The sequence below is a fragment of the Novimethylophilus kurashikiensis genome (assembly GCF_003112435.1).
GTDB lineage: Bacteria > Pseudomonadota > Gammaproteobacteria > Burkholderiales > Methylophilaceae > Novimethylophilus > Novimethylophilus kurashikiensis.
The window spans coordinates 102,324-122,930 of the sequence record NZ_BDOQ01000003.1; the positions used below are offsets into that span (position 1 = coordinate 102,324).

The 20,607-nt window shown below is 57.7% G+C and carries 21 protein-coding genes; 16 read left to right on the forward strand and 5 right to left on the reverse strand.

Annotated elements, in window-relative coordinates; translation table 11 throughout:
• Nucleotides 1-38: 38 nt before the first annotated feature.
• From tgt to clpA, 7 genes are all read left to right on the forward strand, one after another.
• Nucleotides 39-1,142 (forward strand): tRNA guanosine(34) transglycosylase Tgt, encoded by a 1,104-nt coding sequence (gene tgt, locus NMK_RS04015; RefSeq protein WP_109014485.1) that lies wholly within the window; start codon nt 39-41, stop codon nt 1,140-1,142.
• Nucleotides 1,143-1,184: 42 nt separating this feature from the next.
• Nucleotides 1,185-1,505, forward strand: coding sequence for a preprotein translocase subunit YajC (gene yajC, locus NMK_RS04020; RefSeq protein ID WP_109014486.1), 321 nt, complete (start codon nt 1,185-1,187; stop codon nt 1,503-1,505).
• A 16-nt stretch (nt 1,506-1,521) separates the two neighbouring features.
• Nucleotides 1,522-3,342 carry a protein translocase subunit SecD gene (secD, locus tag NMK_RS04025; RefSeq protein WP_109014487.1) on the forward strand — a complete coding sequence of 607 codons (1,821 nt, stop codon included), beginning with the start codon at nt 1,522-1,524 and terminating at the stop codon, nt 3,340-3,342.
• Nucleotides 3,343-3,351: 9 nt separating this feature from the next.
• Entirely contained in the window at nt 3,352-4,284 is a 933-nt protein-coding gene (gene secF / locus NMK_RS04030; protein WP_109014488.1) for a protein translocase subunit SecF, read from the forward strand.
• 65 nt (nt 4,285-4,349) lie between these two features.
• Nucleotides 4,350-5,609 (forward strand): HlyC/CorC family transporter, encoded by a 1,260-nt coding sequence (locus NMK_RS04035; RefSeq protein ID WP_109014489.1) that lies wholly within the window; start codon nt 4,350-4,352, stop codon nt 5,607-5,609.
• 56 nt (nt 5,610-5,665) lie between these two features.
• Entirely contained in the window at nt 5,666-5,977 is a 312-nt protein-coding gene (gene clpS / locus NMK_RS04040; RefSeq protein WP_109014490.1) for an ATP-dependent Clp protease adapter ClpS, read from the forward strand.
• 1 nt (nt 5,978) lies between these two features.
• Nucleotides 5,979-8,267 carry an ATP-dependent Clp protease ATP-binding subunit ClpA gene (gene clpA, locus NMK_RS04045; protein WP_109014491.1) on the forward strand — a complete coding sequence of 763 codons (2,289 nt, stop codon included), beginning with the start codon at nt 5,979-5,981 and terminating at the stop codon, nt 8,265-8,267.
• A 63-nt stretch (nt 8,268-8,330) separates the two neighbouring features.
• On the opposite strand, the gene NMK_RS04050 is transcribed toward clpA, so the two are convergent.
• Nucleotides 8,331-9,341: a quinone-dependent dihydroorotate dehydrogenase gene (locus tag NMK_RS04050; RefSeq protein WP_370848450.1), complete on the reverse strand. Its 1,011-nt coding sequence runs from the start codon at nt 9,339-9,341 to the stop codon at nt 8,331-8,333.
• An 83-nt stretch (nt 9,342-9,424) separates the two neighbouring features.
• Here NMK_RS04050 and NMK_RS04055 point away from each other — a divergent pair, with 83 nt between their 5' ends.
• The 5 genes from NMK_RS04055 to NMK_RS04075 all read left to right on the forward strand — a co-directional run bounded on the left by NMK_RS04055 (nt 9,425) and on the right by NMK_RS04075 (nt 12,309).
• Nucleotides 9,425-10,276 carry a prepilin peptidase gene (locus NMK_RS04055; RefSeq protein ID WP_109014493.1) on the forward strand — a complete coding sequence of 284 codons (852 nt, stop codon included), beginning with the start codon at nt 9,425-9,427 and terminating at the stop codon, nt 10,274-10,276.
• A 2-nt stretch (nt 10,277-10,278) separates the two neighbouring features.
• Complete coding sequence (gene coaE, locus NMK_RS04060; RefSeq protein WP_109014494.1) at nt 10,279-10,875, forward strand: dephospho-CoA kinase; 597 nt, start codon at nt 10,279-10,281, stop codon at nt 10,873-10,875.
• A 68-nt stretch (nt 10,876-10,943) separates the two neighbouring features.
• Nucleotides 10,944-11,702, forward strand: coding sequence for a cell division protein ZapD (gene zapD, locus NMK_RS04065; protein ID WP_109014495.1), 759 nt, complete (start codon nt 10,944-10,946; stop codon nt 11,700-11,702).
• Between the two features lie 3 nt (nt 11,703-11,705).
• Entirely contained in the window at nt 11,706-11,894 is a 189-nt protein-coding gene (locus tag NMK_RS04070; protein ID WP_109014496.1) for a DNA gyrase inhibitor YacG, read from the forward strand.
• Nucleotides 11,887-12,309, forward strand: coding sequence for a copper chaperone PCu(A)C (locus NMK_RS04075; RefSeq protein ID WP_109014497.1), 423 nt, complete (start codon nt 11,887-11,889; stop codon nt 12,307-12,309). The genes NMK_RS04070 and NMK_RS04075 overlap by 8 nt, the downstream gene beginning before the upstream one ends.
• On the opposite strand, the gene NMK_RS04080 is transcribed toward NMK_RS04075, so the two are convergent.
• The 4 genes from NMK_RS04080 to argJ all read right to left on the reverse strand — a co-directional run bounded on the left by NMK_RS04080 (nt 12,310) and on the right by argJ (nt 15,709).
• A complete protein-coding gene (locus NMK_RS04080) occupies nt 12,310-12,537 on the reverse strand; it encodes a hypothetical protein (protein ID WP_109014498.1) in 228 nt (75 codons plus the stop codon).
• A gap of 143 nt (nt 12,538-12,680) precedes the next feature.
• On the reverse strand, nt 12,681-13,616 hold the full coding sequence (locus NMK_RS04085) for a Nudix family hydrolase (RefSeq protein WP_109014499.1): 936 nt from the start codon (nt 13,614-13,616) through the stop codon (nt 12,681-12,683).
• Nucleotides 13,609-14,460, reverse strand: coding sequence for an ATP-binding protein (locus tag NMK_RS04090; protein WP_109014500.1), 852 nt, complete (start codon nt 14,458-14,460; stop codon nt 13,609-13,611). Before NMK_RS04090 ends, NMK_RS04085 begins: the two co-directional genes overlap by 8 nt.
• Nucleotides 14,461-14,482: 22 nt before the next feature.
• Nucleotides 14,483-15,709 (reverse strand): bifunctional glutamate N-acetyltransferase/amino-acid acetyltransferase ArgJ, encoded by a 1,227-nt coding sequence (gene argJ / locus NMK_RS04095; protein WP_109015050.1) that lies wholly within the window; start codon nt 15,707-15,709, stop codon nt 14,483-14,485.
• Between the two features lie 124 nt (nt 15,710-15,833).
• Here argJ and NMK_RS04100 point away from each other — a divergent pair, with 124 nt between their 5' ends.
• From NMK_RS04100 to NMK_RS04115, 4 genes are all read left to right on the forward strand, one after another.
• Entirely contained in the window at nt 15,834-18,206 is a 2,373-nt protein-coding gene (locus NMK_RS04100) for a GspE/PulE family protein (RefSeq protein ID WP_109014501.1), read from the forward strand.
• A 19-nt stretch (nt 18,207-18,225) separates the two neighbouring features.
• Nucleotides 18,226-18,858, forward strand: coding sequence for a dihydroxyacetone kinase subunit DhaL (gene dhaL / locus NMK_RS04105; RefSeq protein ID WP_109014502.1), 633 nt, complete (start codon nt 18,226-18,228; stop codon nt 18,856-18,858).
• A gap of 74 nt (nt 18,859-18,932) precedes the next feature.
• Nucleotides 18,933-19,922 carry a dihydroxyacetone kinase subunit DhaK gene (dhaK, locus tag NMK_RS04110; protein WP_109014503.1) on the forward strand — a complete coding sequence of 330 codons (990 nt, stop codon included), beginning with the start codon at nt 18,933-18,935 and terminating at the stop codon, nt 19,920-19,922.
• Nucleotides 19,923-19,947: 25 nt separating this feature from the next.
• Nucleotides 19,948-20,577, forward strand: coding sequence for a glutathione S-transferase family protein (locus NMK_RS04115; protein WP_181376162.1), 630 nt, complete (start codon nt 19,948-19,950; stop codon nt 20,575-20,577).
• Nucleotides 20,578-20,607 lie beyond the last annotated feature (30 nt).

Below are 20,607 nucleotides of genomic sequence, written 5' to 3' on the forward strand. Positions count from 1 at the left end.
TCGCAAAAAAGGCCTGTGTGGTAGTATGCCGCCCCATCATGCAATTCAATGTTATCCACACCCACCAGGCCGCGCGACGCGGCACATTGACCTTAGCGCACGGCACGGTGCAGACCCCGGCCTTCATGCCGGTCGGCACCTACGGCACGGTCAAGGCCATGAGCCCGGCCGAAATCAGAGAAATCGGGGCGCACATCGTCCTCGGCAACACATTCCACCTGTGGCTGCGCCCAGGGTTGGAGGTCATCGCTGCACACGGCGGGTTACATCGTTTCATGGGCTGGGACGGCCCTATCCTCACCGATTCCGGTGGCTTCCAGGTATGGAGCTTGGGAGATTTGCGCAAGATCACCGAGGAAGGGGTGAAATTCCGCTCGCCCATCAACGGCGACGCCTGCTTCCTCACCCCCGAAGAATCAATGCGGATTCAAAAAGTCTTGAATTCCGACATCGTCATGATCTTCGACGAATGTACGCCCTACCCCGCGAGCCACGACCAGGCTAAAGCCTCGATGGAACTGTCGCTGCGTTGGGCCGCGCGCTCCAAGTCTGCTCATGAAGGCAATCCGAATGCCTTGTTCGGCATCATCCAGGGCGGCATGTATGAGGATTTGCGCGACGTGTCGCTGCGCGGCCTCACGGATATCGGCTTCGATGGCTATGCCATCGGCGGGCTATCGGTTGGCGAACCGAAGGAGGACATGCTGCGGATTCTCGACCATTTGCCCAAGCAAATGCCGGCGGATAAACCACGCTACCTGATGGGGGTCGGCACCCCCGAGGATTTGGTCGCCGCCGTCAGCCGCGGCGTGGATATGTTCGACTGCGTGATGCCAACGCGAAATGCCCGCAATGGGTGGCTTTTCACCCGTCACGGCGACGTCAAGATCAAGAACGCCAAATATAAGGATGACACTGCCCCATTGGACCCCGATTGCGCCTGCTATACCTGCCGCAATTTCACCCGTGCCTATTTGCACCATCTGCATCGGGTAGGCGAAATCCTCGGCGCCCGCCTCAACACGATTCACAACCTGCATTACTACCAGGAACTCATGCAAGGCATGCGCAGCGCCATTGAATCCGGTACCTTTGCTGCCTTCGTCGCCGAGTTCGAGCGTCAAAGAAATTCGCTGTGCTAGAATCCTCGACATTTTTCGCTTGTTAATTTAAGGAATATCCCCGTGTTCATCAGCAATGCCTACGCAGCCGACGTCGCTGCAGCCGCGCCGACCCTGACCAGCTTTTTGCCGATCGTCGTCATCTTCGTATTGTTCTATTTCATGCTGATTCGCCCGCAGATGAAGCAGGCCAAGGAACACAGCAAGATGCTCGCTGCACTGCAAAAGAACGACGAAATCGCCACCTCGGGCGGCGTCGTCGGCAAGGTGGTGAAGGTCGGCGAAAGCTTTGTGAGCGTTGAGATCGCACCCGAAGTCGTGATCAACGTGCAAAAGCACACCATCCAGACCCTGTTGCCCAAGGGCACCATCAAAAGCCTGTAACCCTTAAGGCCGCGCCATGAATCGCTATCCGCTCTGGAAGTACATCTTTATTGCCGTCGCGCTGCTGCTCGGCGGGCTGTATTCCCTCCCCAACCTCTTCGGCGAATCGCCGGCCATTCAGATCACGACCGCCAAGAGCGCCGGGAATGTCGATCCGGCGCTGATGGGTGAAGTCGAATCCCTGCTCAAGCAGGAAAAGCTGGCCTACGAAACGATTGCGCTGGAGAAGAACAGCATCAAGGTGCGCTTCAGCGACCCGGATACGCAGATCAAGGCCAAGGATCTTGTGGCCAATAAGCTGGGCAGCGGCTATGTCGTGGCGCTCAATCTGCTGTCGCGCTCCCCGGCCTGGCTGCAAGGGATCGGCGCCCTGCCTATGTACCTGGGCCTGGACCTCCGCGGCGGCGTGCACTTCCTGCTGCAAGTCGACATGAAAGCCGCCATCGACAAGGCCGTCGAACGCTACTCCGGCGATATCCGTTCAGTACTGCGCGAGAAGCGCATTGCCTATAACGGCGTAAGCCGCGAAGGCCAATCGGTACAGGTCAAGTTCAAGGATGCAGCCGAACTCGCCAAGGCCGAGAACGAAATCGGCAAGAACTTCCCTGACCTGACCGTCAAGGAAGCTGAAGGCAGCAACGGCGACAAACTGCTGGTCGCCACCCTGGGCCTGCAAGCGCAAAAGCGCATCCAGGATTTCGCCTTGAAGCAGAACATCACTACGCTGCACAACCGCGTCAATGAACTCGGCGTGGCCGAACCCATCATCCAGCAGCAAGGCCTGGATCGCATCGTGGTGCAGTTGCCGGGCGTGCAAGACACCGCCAAGGCCAAGGAAATCCTCGGTCGTACGGCAACCCTGGAAATTCGCCTGGTGGATGAAGATCATCCGATCCCTGCCACCAAGAACGACCCCGTGCCCTTCGGCGACGAGCTCTATATCGAGCGCAACGGCATCCCCGTGCTGGTCAAAAAGCAGGTGGTGCTGACCGGCGAATACATCACCGACGCCAGCCCCGGTATCGAACAACAAACTGGCCAGTCCGCCGTCCACGTCAACCTGGATGGACGTGGCGCCCGCATCTTCAAGCAAGTGACACGTGAAAACGTCGGCAAGCGCATGGCCATCCTGTTGGTGGAAAAAGGCTTGACCGAGGTCATTACCGCCCCTGTGATCCGCGAGGAAATCGGCGGCGGCCGCGTCCAGATCACCGGCATGAAGAACGTTCAGGAAGCGACCGACGTTTCGCTGCTGCTGCGCGCCGGTGCATTGGCCGCTCCGATGGACATCGTCGAAGAGCGTACCGTCGGCCCCAGCATGGGTGAGGAAAACATCAAGCGCGGCGTGCATTCCACGCTCTGGGGCTTCACCGCCATCGCGATCATGATGATCCTGTATTACCTCGTCATGGGCGGCATTTCGGTGTTGGCGCTGGGCGTCAACCTGCTGCTGCTCGTCGCCGTGCTGTCGCTGCTGCAAGCCACGCTGACACTGCCTGGCCTCGCTGCTATCGCACTGACGCTGGGTATGGCCATCGACGCCAACGTGCTGATCAACGAACGTATCCGCGAGGAACTGCGCAACGGCAACTCGCCGCAAGCGGCAATTCACGCTGGCTACGACCGCGCTTTCGACACCATCCTGGACTCCAACGTAACCACGCTGATCGTCGGCATCATGCTGTTCAGCTTCGGTTCCGGCCCGGTACGCGGCTTCGCCATCGTCCACGTCCTCGGCATTCTGACCTCGATGTTCAGCGCCGTGCTGGTTTCCCGCGGGATAGTCAACCTGGTTTACGGCCATCGCCGCAAGCTGACTCACGTCGCCATCGGCTAGGAAAGAAAAATGGAATTATTCAGAATCAAGCACGACATTCCCTTCATGAGCTATGGGCGTCTGACCACCTCCATCTCGCTCGTCACCTTCATCCTGGCGATCTTCTTCCTGGCGACCAAAGGCTTGAACTTCGGCGTCGACTTCACCGGTGGCACCGTGATGGAAGTGGCCTATCCGCATCCTGCGGACATCACCAAGATCCGCAAGTCCATGGACAGCATTGGCCTCAACGAAGCTTCTGTACAGAACTTCGGCACCAGCCACGATGTGCTGATTCGCCTGCCGGTGAAAAAAGGTGTCACCAGTGCCAAGTTGTCCGAAAGCGTCCTCACGGCCTTGAAGAAAGACGACGACGCCGTCACCATGCGCCGCATCGAGTTCGTCGGCCCGCAGGTGGGCGAAGAGCTGTACGACAACGGTGCAATGGCGCTGCTGCTAGTATCGCTGGGCATCATGGGCTATCTCGCGCTGCGCTTCGAATGGCGCTTCGCCGTGTCGGCCATCATCGCCAACATGCACGATGTGGTCATCATCCTGGGCTTCTTCGCCTTCTTCCAGTGGGAGTTCAACCTCACCGTGCTGGCGGCCGTACTGGCCGTGCTGGGTTACTCGGTGAACGAATCCGTGGTGGTGTTCGACCGAGTACGCGAGAACTTCCGCAAGATGCGCAAGGCCAGCGTGGCAGAAATCATCGACAACGCCATTACGCGCACCATGTCGCGCACCATCATCACCCACGCCATGACGCAGACCATGGTGCTGTCCATGCTGTTCTTCGGCGGTGAAGTGCTGCACAACTTCGCGCTGGCGCTAACCATCGGCATCCTGTTCGGCATTTATTCTTCCGTGCTGGTCGCCAGCCCCATCGTCATGTGGTTGGGCATTTCGCGCGACGACCTGGTGAAGGTCGAGAAGAAAGAAGCTGCTGACGCAACTCCCTGAGTTTTCTTGACAAGTTTCCCCGTTCGCGGGGAAACTACTGTCATCTCCTGCCTTAAATTCCCACTTTGGACGACACCCCTTTATCGGCGTTGTTCGGCGCATTAGTTGCGCTGCTCGCCACCTCTGCCTTTTTCTCTGCAGCAGAAACCGGCCTGATGGCCGTCAACCGTTACCGATTACGCCACTTGGCCAAGGAAGGCCACCACGGGGCACGGCTCGCCAACTCCTTATTGGCCAAGACCGACAAATTGCTCGGCGTGATCTTGCTTGGCAGCACATTCTCGGTTTCGGCCACCACCACCTTGGCAACCATCATTGCCGTGCGCCTCTTCGGCCAAGGCGAACTGGTACTCACCTTCTCGACACTCAGCATCGCGTTCTCCATCCTGGTCTTCAGCGAAATTTCGCCCAAGGTCATTGCTGCTGCCTACCCAGAACGCATCGCCTTCGCATCGAGTTACGTGCTGTATTTCCTGCTCAAGGTGACGCAGCCCATCACCTGGTTCGTCAATCTATTCGTTCGGGCGATCCTAGCCATACTCGGCCTCAAGCCGAATTTCAGCGAAACCGTGCATGCCGTGACGATGGAAGAACTGCGCACCATCATTACCGAAGCCGGCAATTTCATTCCCAAGAAGCACCAGAGCATCCTGCTCAATCTCTTCGAATTGGAAAAAATCACGGTCGACGATGTGATGGTGGCGCACACCCAGATCGAGACGATCGATTTCGATGCACCGATCGAAGCCATTGCCAACCAGATCGCCACTAGTCATCACACCCGATTGCCGGTCCGTGCAGGTCAGGCGGAAGAAGTGATCGGCGTGCTGCACATCCGCAAGGTGTTGCATCAAGTGCAATCGGGCGACCTGACCATCGAAGCATTGAAGGAGGTCATGAGCGAGCCGTATTTCGTGCCGATGGGAACGCCGCTTTACACCCAGTTGCAGCAATTCCAGGAAAACCAGCAGCGGCTTGCACTCGTGGTCGACGAATACGGCGAACTCAAGGGCCTGGTCACGCTGGAAGACATCCTGGAGGAAATCGTCGGCGAATTCACCACGCAATCGCCATCGATCTCGACCGCATTCCATCGCCAAAACGACGGCAGCTGGCTGGTGGACGGCGCCACCACTTTGCGCGAGCTCAACCGCAAGCTTAAATTGAAATTCCCATTGGAAGGACCCAAGACCTTGAACGGCCTGGTATTGGAGTATTTCGAGGACATTCCCGAGCCGGGAACCAGTTTCAGGATCGCGGATCACACCTTGGAGGTTATCCAGGCACAGGATAAAGTTGTAAAAAGCGTGCGAATCGTGCCGTAAATTTCTTGGTTTCCGGGACTTGAAAAATTCACCGATAGGGTCAAAATAGGTCAAACATGGGAAGCACGAAATTTGTAGAGCGCTTGAAAGAACAAACGGGCGACACCCGGCTCAAGCCCCCTCCCCTCTATAAGGTCCTGTTGCTGAACGACGATTTCACTCCCATGGAATTTGTCGTGGTGGTGTTGCAGCGGTTCTTTTCCAAGAGCCGTGAACAAGCGACGCAAATCATGCTCAAAGTACATAACGAAGGCGCCGGAGTATGCGGCATTTATCCGCGGGATGTCGCCGAGACCAAGGTTCAACAGGTCACCAGTTTCGCCCGCGAACATCAGCATCCGCTGCAATGCGTGATGGAGGAAAGTTAAAGTGATTGCACAAGAGCTCGAGGTTTCCCTGCATATGGCGTTCATGGAAGCACGCCAGCAACGCCATGAGCTGATAACGGTAGAGCACCTGCTGCTAGCGATGCTCGATAATCCGACAGCAGCCCAGGTATTGCGAGCTTGCGCGGTCGACATTGAAACGTTGCGGCGCGAACTCACCGATTACATCACCGAACACACGCCTGTCGTCTCCGGCAGTGCCGAGGTCGATACCCAGCCCACGCTGGGCTTCCAGCGCGTGATCCAGCGCGCCATCCTGCACGTCCAGTCCTCGGGCAAGAAAGAGGTCACAGGGGCCAATGTCCTCGTGGCGATCTACGGCGAGAAAGATTCGCACGCCGTATTCTTCCTGCACCAGCATGGCGTGACGCGCCTCGACGTAGTCAACTACATCGCCCATGGCATCACCAAGACGGCGGAAAGCAACGCCGAGAAGCGTGCGACCACCGAGCAGGAAACCGAACAGGAACAATCCGGCAGCAACGCGCTGGAAAACTTCACGGTCAACCTGAATGCGCAAGTTGCAGCCGGTAAGATCGATCCGCTGATTGGCCGCTCGCTCGAACTCGAACGCGTGATTCAAACCTTATGCCGCCGCCGCAAAAACAACCCATTGCTGGTTGGCGAAGCCGGAGTAGGCAAGACTGCGATTGCCGAAGGATTGGCACGCCTCATCGTAGAAGGCGATGTGCCGGAAATCCTGTCCAATGCGACTATTTACTCCCTCGACATGGGTGCCCTGCTCGCCGGAACCAAGTATCGCGGCGATTTCGAGCAGCGCCTAAAAGCCGTGTTGAAGAAATTAGGCGGCAATCCGAATGCGATCCTGTTCATCGACGAGATCCACACGCTGATCGGGGCGGGTGCTGCTTCCGGCGGCTCGCTGGATGCTTCCAACCTGCTCAAGCCGGCGCTGTCCAATGGTCAGTTGAAGTGCATCGGCGCGACCACCTATCAGGAATATCGCGGCATCTTCGAAAAAGATCACGCGCTTTCCCGTCGTTTCCAGAAGATCGACGTGGAAGAGCCGTCTATCGCCGAGACCGTCGATATTCTCAAGGGCTTGAAGTCGCGCTTCGAAGCGCATCATAGTGTGAAGTACACGTCTGCTGCGCTTTCTACGGCGGCTGAACTGTCGGCCAAGTACATCAACGACCGCCATTTGCCGGACAAAGCCATCGACGTTATCGATGAAGCCGGTGCGGCTCAGCGCATCCTGCCGAAATCTCGTCAGAAGAAGGTGATAGGCAACAAGGAGATCGAGGAAATCATTGCCAAGATTGCGCGCATCCCGTCCAAGAACATTTCCTCGGACGACCGCAACGCCCTCAAGACGCTGGACCGCGACCTTAAGTCCGTGGTCTTCGGCCAGGACGCCGCCATCGATGCATTGGCTGCCGCCATCAAGATGTCGCGCAGCGGCTTGGGCAATACGGCCAAGCCTATCGGCGCCTTCCTGTTTAGCGGGCCCACCGGTGTTGGCAAGACCGAAGTCGCTCGCCAACTGGCGTATACGTTGGGTATCGAGCTCGTGCGCTTCGATATGTCCGAATACATGGAACGCCATGCCGTATCGCGTCTCATCGGCGCGCCTCCGGGCTATGTGGGGTTCGAGCAGGGCGGCCTGATGACGGAAGCCATTACCAAGCATCCGTACTCGGTGTTGCTACTGGACGAAATCGAGAAGGCGCACCCAGACATCTACAACATCCTGCTGCAAGTGATGGACCACGGCACGCTGACCGACAACAACGGCCGCAAGGCGGATTTCCGCAATGTCACCATCATCATGACGACCAATGCGGGCGCCGAAACCTTGTCCAAGGGCAGCATGGGCTTCGTGCAGAACTCCAGCACAGGCGACGAGATGGGTGAGATTAAACGGTTATTTACACCGGAATTCCGCAACCGCCTGGATGCGATCATCTCGTTCCGTGCGCTGGATCACGAGATCATCCTGCGCGTGGTCGACAAGTTCCTCATGCAGTTGGAAGATCAGCTGCACGAGAAGAAGGTGGAAATCCACTTCACCGACGCGCTCAAGGATTACCTCGCCAAGAACGGCTTCGATCCACAAATGGGCGCACGCCCCATGGCGCGCCTCATCCAGGACACCATCCGCAAGGCATTGGCCGACGAGCTGCTGTTCGGCAAGCTGGCCAACGGCGGTAGCGTGACCGTGGATATCGGGCCTGATGGCAACGTTTCGCTCAGCTTCGAAGGATCGCAGGCGCCGGAGCCGGCAGAATCGGCCGACGAAGGTGTGATGTAAACCTATCGAGCAACCAATAAAAAAGGCGGCCAATGCCGCCTTTTTTATTGCCCAAAACTTGAATCACCCCAGGGCCGCACAAGCTTCCTTGATCAAGGCCGGCCCGCGATAAATCAAGCCGCTATATAGCTGCACCAGGCTGGCGCCGGCATCGATTTTCTCCACGGCATCCCGCCCTTGCACGATGCCGCCGACACCGATGATAGGGAGCGCACCATCCAGTGCGGTAGCCAGTTGGCGGATCACCGCCGTGGATTTTTCTCGTACCGGCGCGCCGGAAAGTCCCCCCGTTTCAGCCGCATTCGGCAAGCCCTCAACACCCTCGCGAGAAAGCGTCGTATTGGTCGCAATCACCGCGTCCAGGCGATGCGCCACGAGTAGCTCAGCAATTTCACGGATCTGTTCCGGCTCGAGATCAGGCGCGATCTTGAGCGCAATGGGAACATATTTGTCGTGCTGGTCAGCAAGCTCTGCCTGCGCCTGTTTCAACGCAGACAACAAGCCTTCCAACGCTTCCTTGTCCTGCAATTGCCGCAGATTCTTGGTGTTGGGCGAGGAGATGTTGACCGTGACATAGCTGGCATGGGCATACACTTTGCGCAGGCAAATGAGGTAATCCTCGGTAGCACGCTCGATGGGCGTATCGAAATTCTTGCCGATGTTGATGCCGAGAATGCCGCGATATTCCGCGCGCTCGACATTCGCGATCAAGGCATCCACGCCTTCGTTGTTGAATCCGAACCGATTGATAATGCCTTGCGCCTCCGGGATGCGGAACAAGCGAGGCAAGGGATTACCCGGTTGCGGACGCGGCGTCACGGTGCCGACTTCGATAAATCCGAATCCCAGCGAAGCCAAGGCGTCGATGTGCGCGCCATTCTTGTCCAACCCTGCGGCCAAACCGACAGGATTAGGAAAAGTCAGCCCCATGACTTGACGAGGCTTGCATTCAGGCATTTTCCCTAAGAGGCGGGTCAAGCCGAGTTTATATGCAGTATCAAGGCCGTTCAGCGTGAGATGATGGGTACGCTCCGCGTCGAGGCGGAACAGCAAGGGACGAATAAGGGTATACATCTGCACGATTTTACCCGATTCTCCCGCAACCTCAGCCTGATCCAGCTTGCCAGTTTTACATCGTAAATGCCATCATCGCACCCATGATAGAAATCCTGAACGACCAACCCCTTGTGTTTGCCGCGATTGCCGTGTTCTTCGGGCTGATGATTGGCAGTTTCCTCAACGTCGTCATTCACCGTCTGCCGCGAATGATGGAGCGCGAATGGCGGCAGCAATGCGCAGAACTCAACAACGAAGAAAACGTCACCGTCGAAACCTATAACCTCATGGTGCCGCGCTCGGCCTGCCCATCCTGTGGCCATGCCATCTCGGCGATGGAAAACATCCCCGTCGTCAGTTATCTGTTCCTACGCGGCAAATGCGCCGGCTGCCAAACCCGCATCAGTCCGCGCTACCCCTTGGTGGAGCTTCTCACCGGCCTGCTGGCAGGGGCAGTCGCATGGAAATTTGGGTTCGGGTTACAGGCTTTTGTTGCGTTTTTATTCGTAGCCTGCCTTGTCGCGCTCACCTTCATCGATTTCGACAGCCAGCTGTTGCCGGACGACCTCACCCTGCCGCTACTCTGGATCGGCCTGGCGTTCAATCTCTCAAATGGATTTACCGACCTTAAATCCGCCGTCATCGGCGCCATAGCCGGCTACCTTGCGCTATGGTCGGTGTATTGGTTGTTTAAGCTCGTAACCGGCAAGGAAGGCATGGGCTATGGCGATTTCAAGCTATTGGCGGCAATCGGGGCCTGGTTCGGCTGGCAGCTACTGCCGGCCGTGATCCTGCTCTCCTCGTTGGTTGGATCTATCGTCGGTATCGGACTCATCCTGCTGGCCAAGCATGGGCGCAGCGTACCCATTCCATTCGGTCCCTATCTGGCGCTCGGTGGTATCGCAGCCTTGTTCTGGGGGCCGCAGCTCGCCCAGCTCTACCTGGGGGCGTAACGATGCTGGTCATCGGCCTTACAGGCGGCATCGGCAGCGGGAAAAGCACGGCAGCGGATTTGTTTGCCACGCTAGGCGCCGAAGTGATCGACACCGACCGCATTGCGCATGAACTGACCGCCCCCGGGAAACCTGCAATCGCCGAAATTTCCGCTGCTTTCGGCCCCGAATTCATTGGTACAGAAGGCGCACTAGACCGTGCTGCCATGCGCAAGCGGGTGTTCGAAGACGTTACCGCAAAAAAGCGCCTGGAAGACATCCTCCATCCTCGCATTCGCCAAGCCGTCGCCGAGCAACTTGCACAGCCTACCGAGGCACCCTATCGCATACTCGTGGTTCCGCTTCTGTTCGAAACCGACTCTTACCGCACGCTGATTCAGCGTATCCTCGTGGTCGATTGCCCGGAACCATTGCAAATACAACGTGCCATGTCGCGCAGCAAATTAAGTGAATCGGAAGCCCAGGCCATCATTGATGCGCAGATTTCCCGCAAGGCGAGATTGAATGGCGCAGATGATGTCATCCTGAACGATTCGTCTCTCGAAAATCTGAAAAAACAAATCAGCGATTTTCACAAAAAGTATTTAAGGCTTGCATAGTTAGGTAATCAACTTCATAATCCGCATGAAACTGCGGCCTGCACAACCTATGCCATAACTGAACATCAGTGATCACGTACGACTACCCTTTCAATGAACGCGTCCGCGTCCTGCTCAGGCTCGAAGACCTGTTCATCAAGGTGCAGCACCACGCCGCCGGGGCCGATGAGTTCAGTCATCACTGCGCCCTGCTTAGCATCTTCCAGATTCTCGACCTCGTCGACCGCTCCGACCTCAAAACCGACCTGATGCACGAACTCGATCGCCAGCGCATGGTGATGGAAGGCTTGCGCGGCAATCCCGTCATTGCCGAAGAAGTCTTGAATGAAGTCGTCGGCGAAATCGAAAAAACCAGCGCCAGCCTGCGCGGCATGACCGGTCGCATCGGCCAACCGCTGCGCGAGAACGATTGGCTCATGGGCATCAAACAACGTGCCGTGATGCCTGGTGGTGCCTGCGAATTCGATGTTCCCTCCTACCACTATTGGCTGGCGCAGCCGGCAGAACTGCGCCGCGAAGGCATCGAAGGCTGGCTGGCGCCGCTACTGCCGCTCTACGACGCCTTGCGCATCATCCTGCACATCCTGCGCGGCAGCGGCTCCAAGACGCGCTATGTGGCCCAACAAGGCGCGTTCCAGCAAATGTTGGGCGGCGCGAAACCTGCGCAGATGTTGCGTGTCACACTCTCTGACGAAGCGACCTGCTTCCCTGAGGTGAGTGCCAACAAATATGCGATCAACATCCGTTTCAACTGCCTGGACGGCGCACAAAAGCCCCGCCCGTTCGATGCCGACGTAAGCTTCGACCTCATTCTTTGCAATTTATAAGCCGTGCTATCCGCTCCCCGCAAAAAAGTCGCCTGCCCCACCTGCGGCGAATTGATTGAATACCGTACCGACAACCCCTATCGCCCGTTCTGCTCCCAGCGCTGCAAGCTGATCGACCTGGGTCAGTGGGCAACCGAGAGTTACCGCATTCCAGAAAAAGAACAACTACCGGAAGATCCGCACCATGAATAAAGCGTTGCTCGCCCTGCTTTTACTCGCAATTAGCCAAGCGGTGCATGCCGGCGTTACCGTTGCCAATGCCTGGGCGCGCGCTACGGTGCCCGGCCAGGATGTCGGTGCTGCCTACATGACATTGACCAGCGACAAGGCAGCCAAGCTCGTGGGCATCAAGACCTCTGTGGCAGACAGCGTGGAAATTCATGAGATGTCGATGAAGAACGGCGTCATGAAAATGCGGATGAAAGACATCCTTGACCTACCCGCCGGAACCGCAGTCAAGCTGGAGCCAAGCGGCTTTCACTTCATGCTGTTCGATCTGAAAAAGCCGCTAAAGGCCGGGGAAAACATCGAATTAACGCTGTCCATCAAAGACAGCCAAGGCAAGCTGAACACTCAGAACGTTCGCGTGCCGGTCAAGGCAGAATAGTTACTGGCTGACGAAGGGGATGTCGTAGACACGATCCCCGGTTTCCAACCGCAGCAACCAATCATGCCGCCCACGCACGCAGGCCGGCAACATCACATCGGCATGCCACTGCTTGCCATTCCATAGCAAGCGATATCGATTCGGCCCCATATCCATACCCTGCATCTGGAAACTGACATACAAGTCGGCCTTTTGCAGTGCCTGTACGTCCAGGCTGAATTTCTGCATCACGGCTGGCTGTGAAGAAAACTTGACCGAAATTTCCCGGCTAACGGCACAGCCCGCCACAGGGTTTTGACATGCTACAGGTTGAGGTGGAGCTTCTTTAACGCAAGCTACCAGCCCTAACATGGCGAGAGCAATGCCTCTTTTCACCGCCATATGCCTCTCAACATGGCAACTCCATGCGCGCCGTGTTCCCACGCCGTATCCATATCGCTCTTCGCCAACCCGCCCAAGGCATAGACCGGCATGGGTAATTCGCGAATCAATTCGGCGAAACGATCCCAGCCCAACGGCTGCGTATCAGGATGTGTTTTTGTCGCGTTCACAGATGCCAGCAGCGCATAGTCCAGGCCAAGCTCACTGGCACGTTCCAATTCCTCCCGATTGTGGCAGGAAGCGCCGCAGAGCATTCCCTCCGGCTTGGCCTCAAGTGACATCAATTGCGCTGTAGGCAAATGTACTCCAGCTGCGCCGATCTTGCGTGCCAGTTCGATATCGCCGTTAATCACCACCCTCGCCCCAACGACGGCACAGCGGCGTACCACCTCGCGGCTGAAACGTTCCAATTCGTCCGACGACAATTGCTTTTCACGTACCTGAACCAGGCGAAGCCCTTGCTCCAAAGCGTGATCCAAGGCAGCAAAAAAGGCGGCCTCGCCCATTTCGGCGAGATTAGTGATGGCATAAGCTGTCGGTAACTGTAGCGCGTCCAGCACTGGCGTATTGGCAGGCAGCATGGGTGAGACGTTGACGGCGGCCGGCAGCTCCCACGATAGCTGCTGGTTTTCCTTGCCGTGCGGTTCGCGATGCCAGCGGCGGACAGTAAAAAATCGCAGTTTGACGGTACGGTCCGGGTAGCTGAACACCCGTGTTATCCAAGGATGAGCAACCTCGGCCTCGATACCGATTTCTTCCTGCAGTTCGCGCTGCAATGCGTGAAAAGGCGTTTCGCCCGCCTCGATCTTTCCGCCTGGGAACTCCCACCAGCCGCTCCATGGCTTGCCCTCGGGACGCTGACCCAGCAGCACCTTGCCGTCCTCACGCAAGATAACGGCGACAGCAGCTTCCACAATTTCAGCCATTGAGCGCTTTCTGCCCCGCCCAATCGCGTGCGAACTGCCAAGCCACACGGCCGCTACGCGAACCGCGCCCCAGGGCCCACTGCAAAGCAGCTTGCCGGACTTGCGGCGTCATGCGGGTAATGCCGAAATGCACAAGCCAATGTTTGACAATGGCGAGATACTCGTCCTGATCGAAAGGGTAGAACGACAGCCAGACGCCGAAGCGCTCGGAAAGTGCGATTTTTTCCTCAACGGTGTCACCTGGGCGAATTTCATCCGATTCCATGTTCTCGGACATGAATTCCGGCATTAGATGGCGACGATTGGAGGTAGCGTAGATCAGCATGTTATCGGCAGCGCCGGCGATGCTGCCGTCGAGCGCGACCTTGAGCGCCTTGTAACTGGGGTCGTCCGATTCAAAGGAGAGATCGTCGCAGAACAACAGGAAACGCTCTTCGCGTTTGGACAGCAATTCGGCGATATCGGGCAGATCGACGAGATCGTTCTTTTCCACCTCCACGAGGCGCAAGCCTTCGCTCGCATACTCCGCCAGCAAGGCCTTGATCAACGAGGATTTGCCGGTGCCGCGTGAGCCGGTCAGCAAGACATTGTTGGCCGGCAAGCCACGCACGAATTGCAAGGTATTGCGTGCCAGCACGTTTTTCTGGCGATCGATGCCTTGCAAGTCGGCCAAGCGAATGTGCCGGGGATGTGCCACGGCTTGCAGATAGCCTTGATGGCCTTGCTTGCGCCAACGCCACGCATGGGCAGACCAATCGATCTCTGGCGTAGCGGTGGGAAGCAGGTTCTCCAGCCGGGCGATCAATTGTTCCGCTCGCTGGAGCAGAGGGGTGAGTTCATTCATATCGAGGCCACTGTGCTACCTGTTATGACCGGTAATCGGCGTTGATCTTCACATAATCGTAAGAGAAGTCGCAGGTCCACACCGTAGCTTCGGCCACGCCGCGGCCGAGGTGTACGCGCACGGTTATTTCGGCTTGCTTCATCACGCGCTGGCCGTCGGCCTCCTGGTAGCTTGACGCGCGGCCGCCGTTCTCGGCCACCAACACGTCGTCTAGGTAGAGCTGCATCAAGCTGACGTCGAGGTCGTCGATGCCGGCATATCCTACCGCGGCGAGAATACGGCCAAGGTTGGGATCGGAAGCGAAGAACGCGGTTTTCACCAGCGGCGAACGCGCGATAGCGTAACCCACCTTGCGGCATTCGGCCTCGTCCTTGCCGCCTTCCACCTCGATCGTCATGAATTTGGTGGCGCCCTCGCCGTCACGCACAATGGCTTGGGCCAGTACGGCAGCGATCTCGGTTAATGCATCGCGCAAAGCAACGTAGTCGGCACTTTGCTCGGTAATTTCGGCATTGCCTGCCTGGCCGCTGGCAATGAAGATCAGCGAGTCGTTGGTAGAGGTATCGCCGTCCACCGTAATGCAGTTGAAGGAACGATTGACCGCATGCCGGATCATCGCCTCCAATGCGGGTTGGGCGACGACAGCGTCGGTTGCCACATAGCCCAGCATGGTCGCCATGTTGGGATGAATCATGCCGGAACCCTTGGCGATGCCGGTAATCGTGATCGTCTTGCCGCCCAGCTGGATTTTCCTGGAGGCCGCCTTGGCGACGATATCCGTCGTCATGATGGCTTCGGCCGCATGGGCCCAGTTATCCTCGCGCAGATTGTCCACGCAGCTCGGCAAACCGGCGACGACGCGGTCGATCGGCAACGGCTCCATGATGACGCCGGTAGAAAAAGGCAACACCTGATGATCGGCGATGTTGAGCAATCCGGCCAAGGCTTCGCAGGTGCGGCGCGCACGCATCAAGCCTTCCTCACCCGTCCCGGCGTTGGCGTTGCCGGTATTGACCACCAGCGCGCGAATGCCCTTGCCTGCAGCAAGATGATCCTTGCAAACCAGCACCGGCGCGGCGCAGAAACGATTTTGCGTGAATACGCCTGCGACACGGCTTTCCGGAGCAAGCCGCATCACCAGCAAGTCTTTGCGGTTAGTCTTGCGGATATTAGCTTCGGCAAAACCGAGTTCGACGCCCTTGACGGGCAGCAGGCTGGCGGGATCGGGAGCAGTCAGGTTAACAGGCATATTGATGAACTTCCGTAAACAATCGAGATAGCGGTAGATTTTACCGTATTCCCGCATCCGAATTGACTTTCGAATACCTTGTGATAGTGTTTGCCACTTCGAACAGCGTCCGGGAATGCGTACGATGAGCACTGCCGCTCCGCAACAAGACCCCACCCTGGCAGAGATGGGGACCAAGCTAGCCTTTACCAAAAAGCTGCAAGCCGTCACCAACAAGATCCACGCCACACGTCACATCGACGAAATCATCCTCGAAGTCAGCGAAGACATCCGCACGCTGTTTGAAGCGGAACGAATTACGCTCTATGTGGTGAGCGAGGATAAGACCGCCATCGTCTCCAAGGTCAAGACCGGGCTTAACGCGTTCAAGGAATTGCGTCTGCCGATCAATCCGCAGAGCATTGCCGGCTATGTGGCTCACCAGAAAACCATGCTCAACATCGCCGACGTATACGACGATGCAGAATTGGCAAAGATCAGCCCGGACATTCGTTTTCTCAAGGAAGTCGACAAGAAAACCGGCTTCCGCACCAAGCAGATGCTGGCGTTCCCCATCCTCAGCATGGAAGACGCCAGCCTGATGGGTGTGGTCCAGGTGATCAACACACTAAACGGGTTGCCCTTCCCCGAAACCGCGGAAGAAGGCGCGCTGGAAATCGGCAAGACGCTTGCCATCGCGCTCAATCAGCGCAAGGTGCCGCTGGGTCAGATCATCAAGACCAAGTACGACCACCTGATCGCCGAAGGGGTGCTGGCCGGCCCTGAGATGGAACTCGCAAAACGCTCGGCGCGAAGCAAGAGCAAGGACCTGGAAGACGTGCTGATCGAAGAGTTCCAGGTCAAGCCGGCCGATATCGGCAAGGCGCTTTCATCTTTCTTCGGGGTACCATACGAAGCAGCCAAGCAGGACCGCATCAAGCCGATGGACCTCTTGCGCAACCTCAAGCAGGAGTACGTACAGTCGAGCGGCTGGATTCCCATCGATGACAACAAGGACGAAGGGCTTGTCATCCTCACGCCGGACCCGGAGCGCGTCCGCGGCTCCCGCGTGGTGAGCAACATCTTCCCCAAGCATGCCAAGGTGACCTACAAGGTCTGCCTCAACCGCGATTTCATCCAGACGCTGGGGCAGTTCTACGGCATGGGCGCGATTTCCGGCTCCATCGACGACCTGCTCTCCACGCTGGGCGAGGACGAAGACGAAGGCGGTATGATTCAGGAGGATATCTCCGCTGCGCAGGATAACGAGCTGGTCAAGCTGGTCAACAAGATCATCATCGATGCCTACAATCAAGGGGCGTCCGATATCCATATCGAACCCTACCCGGAAAAAGGCAAGACGGAAGTCCGGTTTAGAAGAGACGGCACGCTAATCAATTACATCGAGATTCCGCCGGGTTACCGTAACGCCTTGGCGGCACGCATCAAGATCATGTGCGACCTTGACATCGCCGAGAAGCGCAAGCCGCAGGACGGCAAGATCAAGTTCAAGAAATTCGGCCCGCTGGATATCGAACTGCGTGTGGCCACCATCCCGACCGCCGGCGGGCTGGAAGACATCGTGATGCGTATCCTGGCGGCAGGCAAGCCGATTCCGCTCGACAAACTCGGGCTTTCAGCACGCAACAACGCCAAGCTCAAGGAGCTGGTTGCCAAGCCTTACGGCTTGTTCTTCGTTTGCGGTCCGACGGGTTCGGGCAAGACCACCACGCTGCACTCGGCACTGGGCTACATCAACACGCCCGAGACCAAGATCTGGACGGCGGAAGACCCTGTGGAAATCACGCAGAAGGGTCTGCGCCAAGTGCAGGTCAACAAGAAGGCCGGGCTGGATTTCGCCACCGTCATGAAAGCGTTTCTGCGGGCCGACCCGGACGTCATCATGGTGGGCGAAATGCGCGACCAGGAAACCGTCTCCACCGGCATCGAGGCATCGTTGACCGGTCACCTGGTGTTTGCCACCCTGCATACCAACAGCGCGCCGGAATCCATAGTGCGCCTGCTGGACATGGGCATGGACCCGTTCAACTTCGCCGACGCCTTGCTGGGTATCCTTGCACAGCGTCTCGCCAAGCGGCTCTGCGACTGCAAGGAGGCCTACACGCCGGACGCCAACGAGATCAAGGCCATGCTCACCGAGTATTGCGTCGAGCTCAAGAACACCAGCGCATGGAAGCAAGATCCAGATGCCGCCTACAAAGCTATCTATCAAGAGTGGGTGAAAACCTACGGCAACGACAAGGGCCAACTCACCCTGTATCGCGCCAAGGGCTGCGACAAGTGCGGCAACTCGGGCTACAAGGGCCGCGTCGGCCTGCACGAACTGCTGGAAGGCACAGACGCTATCAAGAAAAACATCCAGGAACACGCCCGAGTCGCGGAAATGTTCGCTACGGCCTTAGAGGACGGCATGCGCACCCTCAAGCAGGACGGCATCGAGAAAGTACTGCAAGGCGTGACGGACATGAAGCAGGTGCGGACCGTCTGCATCAAATAACTTGTAACAAAAGCGCATTATGAAAACCGAATTTATCTTGACCGCGGCACAAGCCGTCAACGACGCCATCCTGGCGCACGAACCGGAAATCGAATCGCTCGACCGCGAGATCGGTGACGGCGATCATTTCGTCAACATGAAACGCGGCTGCGCCACCATCCTCGGCATGCACGACGAGTTGGCGCCGCTTAGCGCTGACGCCACCTTGCAGAAAATCGGCATGAAGCTCCTATCCACCATCGGCGGCGCTTCGGGCCCGCTCATCGCCAGCTTTTTCATGGCCATGGCCAAGGCGGAAAAAGAACAGCAAGCCGATGCACTGCCGCAAATCGCTGCTGCGTTCGCGGCCGGGGTGGAAGCGATCAAGATGCGCGGCAAGGCCGACGTGGGCGAAAAAACCATGCTGGATGTGCTGATCCCGGTCGCCCGAAAATTTACCGAAATGGCGAACGCTGGCGCTGCGCCGGCAGAGGTTTTCGCGGCGCTGAAAGAGACGGCAGAGCAAGGCATGCTCTCCACCCGCGACATGATCGCCACCAAGGGGCGTGCTGCCTTTCTCGGCGAGCGCGCCATCGGACACATCGACCCAGGTGCCAAGACCAGCCAGGTCATTATCCATACCATATGCGATCTAGCCAGCAGCAGGCCGTAGCCCCGTCAGCAGTCGTCGCTGAAAATTAAAGAACAATGCAGGCGAGGCTGCCTGCGCTACAGGAGGAACAACCCATGAAAAAATTCATCAACGATGTCGACAATCTTTTGGCAGAAAGCCTTTCAGGGTTCCAGGCCGCACATCGCGACCTGGTCAAGGTGCATCTCGATCCCAACTTCGTCACCCGTGCCGAAAAGCCGAAAAACAAGGTCGCACTGATTTCCGGCGGCGGTTCTGGCCATGAGCCCCTGCACACCGGCTTCGTCGGCTACGGCATGCTGGACGCCGCCTGCCCCGGCCATGTTTTCACATCGCCCACGCCCGACCAGATGCTTGCCGCAGCTGAGGCTGTGGAAAGCGGCCAGGGCGTGCTGTTCATCGTCAAGAACTATGCCGGCGATGTGATGAACTTCGAGATGGCGGCAGAGATGCTACCGTTCGAACACGCGACCGTGATCACCAGCGACGACGTTGCAGTGGAAAACTCCACCTACACCACCGGTCGCCGCGGTGTTGCTGGCACGGTGATCGTCGAGAAAGTTGTGGGCAGCTTGGCCGAAACCGGCGCCAGCCTGGCCGAGTGCAAGGCGCTGGGTGACAAGGTCAACAGCCGCACGGCGTCGATGGGTGTGGCGCTCACCAGCTGCACCGTGCCTGCTGCCGGCCGCCCCACCTTCGAACTCGCCGAAGACGAACTGGAAATGGGCGTCGGCATTCACGGCGAACCTGGTCGCCGCCGCGAGAAATTGCGCCCGGCGGACGAGATCGTGGCCGATCTGGTGACGGCCATCCTGCACGACCTCAAGCCCGCGCCCGGCAGCGAAGTGCTGCTCATGGTCAACGGCTTTACCGGCACGCCACTCATGGAGCTCTATGTGCTCTTCAACGCCGCAGCCAAGCTGCTGGAACAACAAGAACTCAAGGTCGTGCGCTCCTTGGTCGGCGACTATACGACTTCGCTGGAAATGGCCGGAGCCTCCATCACCGTTTGCCTGCTGGACGACGAAATCCGCAAGCATTGGGATGCTCCCGTACATACCGCCGCTTTGCGTTGGGGTAGATAAGGCGTTTGATCGGGGAGATTGCAGCATGATCAAGGTCTATGGTTTTCAGAACACGCGCACTACCCGCGTCACTTGGGCTTTGGAAGAAGCCGGGGCCGAATACGAACTCATTCCGGTTAATCTCGGCAAAGGCGAGCATCGCTCGCCCGAATTCCTCCATCTCAGTCCGGGAGGTAAAGTTCCAGTGCTGGAAGACGGTGATTTGGTCATGACCGAATCTGCAGCCATCTGTACCTACATCGGTGAAAAATTCCCGCAGTCCGGGCTAGTGCCGCCGTTCTCCCAGCCGATAGACCGCGCGCACTACTTTCAATGGTGCTTTTTCGCGGTGTCGGAACTGGAAGCCGCCATCTGGACCTTGGGCAAGCACCAAAGGTTTCTGCCGGAAGAACGCCGCGTGCCTGAAGTTGCACCGACTTGCCTGTGGGAGTTTCATCGTCACGCTGCAATCCTGGCCCAACACCTCAAGGATCGTGAATTCGTAGCCGGCAATCAATTTACCTGCGCCGATATATTGATGAGCGGCGTCCTCAACTGGGCTCGAAACACAGGCACCAATCTGGAATCTCCAGCACTGGACGCTTATGCCGATCGAATGTCTGCACGGCCGGCACTAGCACGAGCGCGACAACGGGAGGCGGAAGTTACGACTTGACCGTCAGGACGGTTTTTAGCGGTAAAGCGT

Excerpts from the sequence above, each read along its gene's own strand:
- tgt (WP_109014485.1), top strand. The coding sequence starts at position 39 with ATGCAATTCAATGTTATCCACACCCACCAGGCCGCGCGACGCGGCACA.
- secD (WP_109014487.1), top strand. The coding sequence starts at position 1,522 with ATGAATCGCTATCCGCTCTGGAAGTACATCTTTATTGCCGTCGCGCTG.
- secF (WP_109014488.1), top strand. The coding sequence starts at position 3,352 with ATGGAATTATTCAGAATCAAGCACGACATTCCCTTCATGAGCTATGGG.
- clpS (WP_109014490.1), top strand. The coding sequence starts at position 5,666 with ATGGGAAGCACGAAATTTGTAGAGCGCTTGAAAGAACAAACGGGCGAC.
- NMK_RS04050 (WP_370848450.1), bottom strand. The coding sequence starts at position 9,341 with ATGTATACCCTTATTCGTCCCTTGCTGTTCCGCCTCGACGCGGAGCGT.
- NMK_RS04055 (WP_109014493.1), top strand. The coding sequence starts at position 9,425 with ATGATAGAAATCCTGAACGACCAACCCCTTGTGTTTGCCGCGATTGCC.
- coaE (WP_109014494.1), top strand. The coding sequence starts at position 10,279 with ATGCTGGTCATCGGCCTTACAGGCGGCATCGGCAGCGGGAAAAGCACG.
- NMK_RS04075 (WP_109014497.1), top strand. The coding sequence starts at position 11,887 with ATGAATAAAGCGTTGCTCGCCCTGCTTTTACTCGCAATTAGCCAAGCG.
- NMK_RS04080 (WP_109014498.1), bottom strand. The coding sequence starts at position 12,537 with ATGCAGAAATTCAGCCTGGACGTACAGGCACTGCAAAAGGCCGACTTG.
- NMK_RS04085 (WP_109014499.1), bottom strand. The coding sequence starts at position 13,616 with ATGGCTGAAATTGTGGAAGCTGCTGTCGCCGTTATCTTGCGTGAGGAC.
- NMK_RS04090 (WP_109014500.1), bottom strand. The coding sequence starts at position 14,460 with ATGAATGAACTCACCCCTCTGCTCCAGCGAGCGGAACAATTGATCGCC.
- argJ (WP_109015050.1), bottom strand. The coding sequence starts at position 15,709 with ATGCCTGTTAACCTGACTGCTCCCGATCCCGCCAGCCTGCTGCCCGTC.
- NMK_RS04100 (WP_109014501.1), top strand. The coding sequence starts at position 15,834 with ATGAGCACTGCCGCTCCGCAACAAGACCCCACCCTGGCAGAGATGGGG.
- dhaL (WP_109014502.1), top strand. The coding sequence starts at position 18,226 with ATGAAAACCGAATTTATCTTGACCGCGGCACAAGCCGTCAACGACGCC.
- dhaK (WP_109014503.1), top strand. The coding sequence starts at position 18,933 with ATGAAAAAATTCATCAACGATGTCGACAATCTTTTGGCAGAAAGCCTT.
- NMK_RS04115 (WP_181376162.1), top strand. The coding sequence starts at position 19,948 with ATGATCAAGGTCTATGGTTTTCAGAACACGCGCACTACCCGCGTCACT.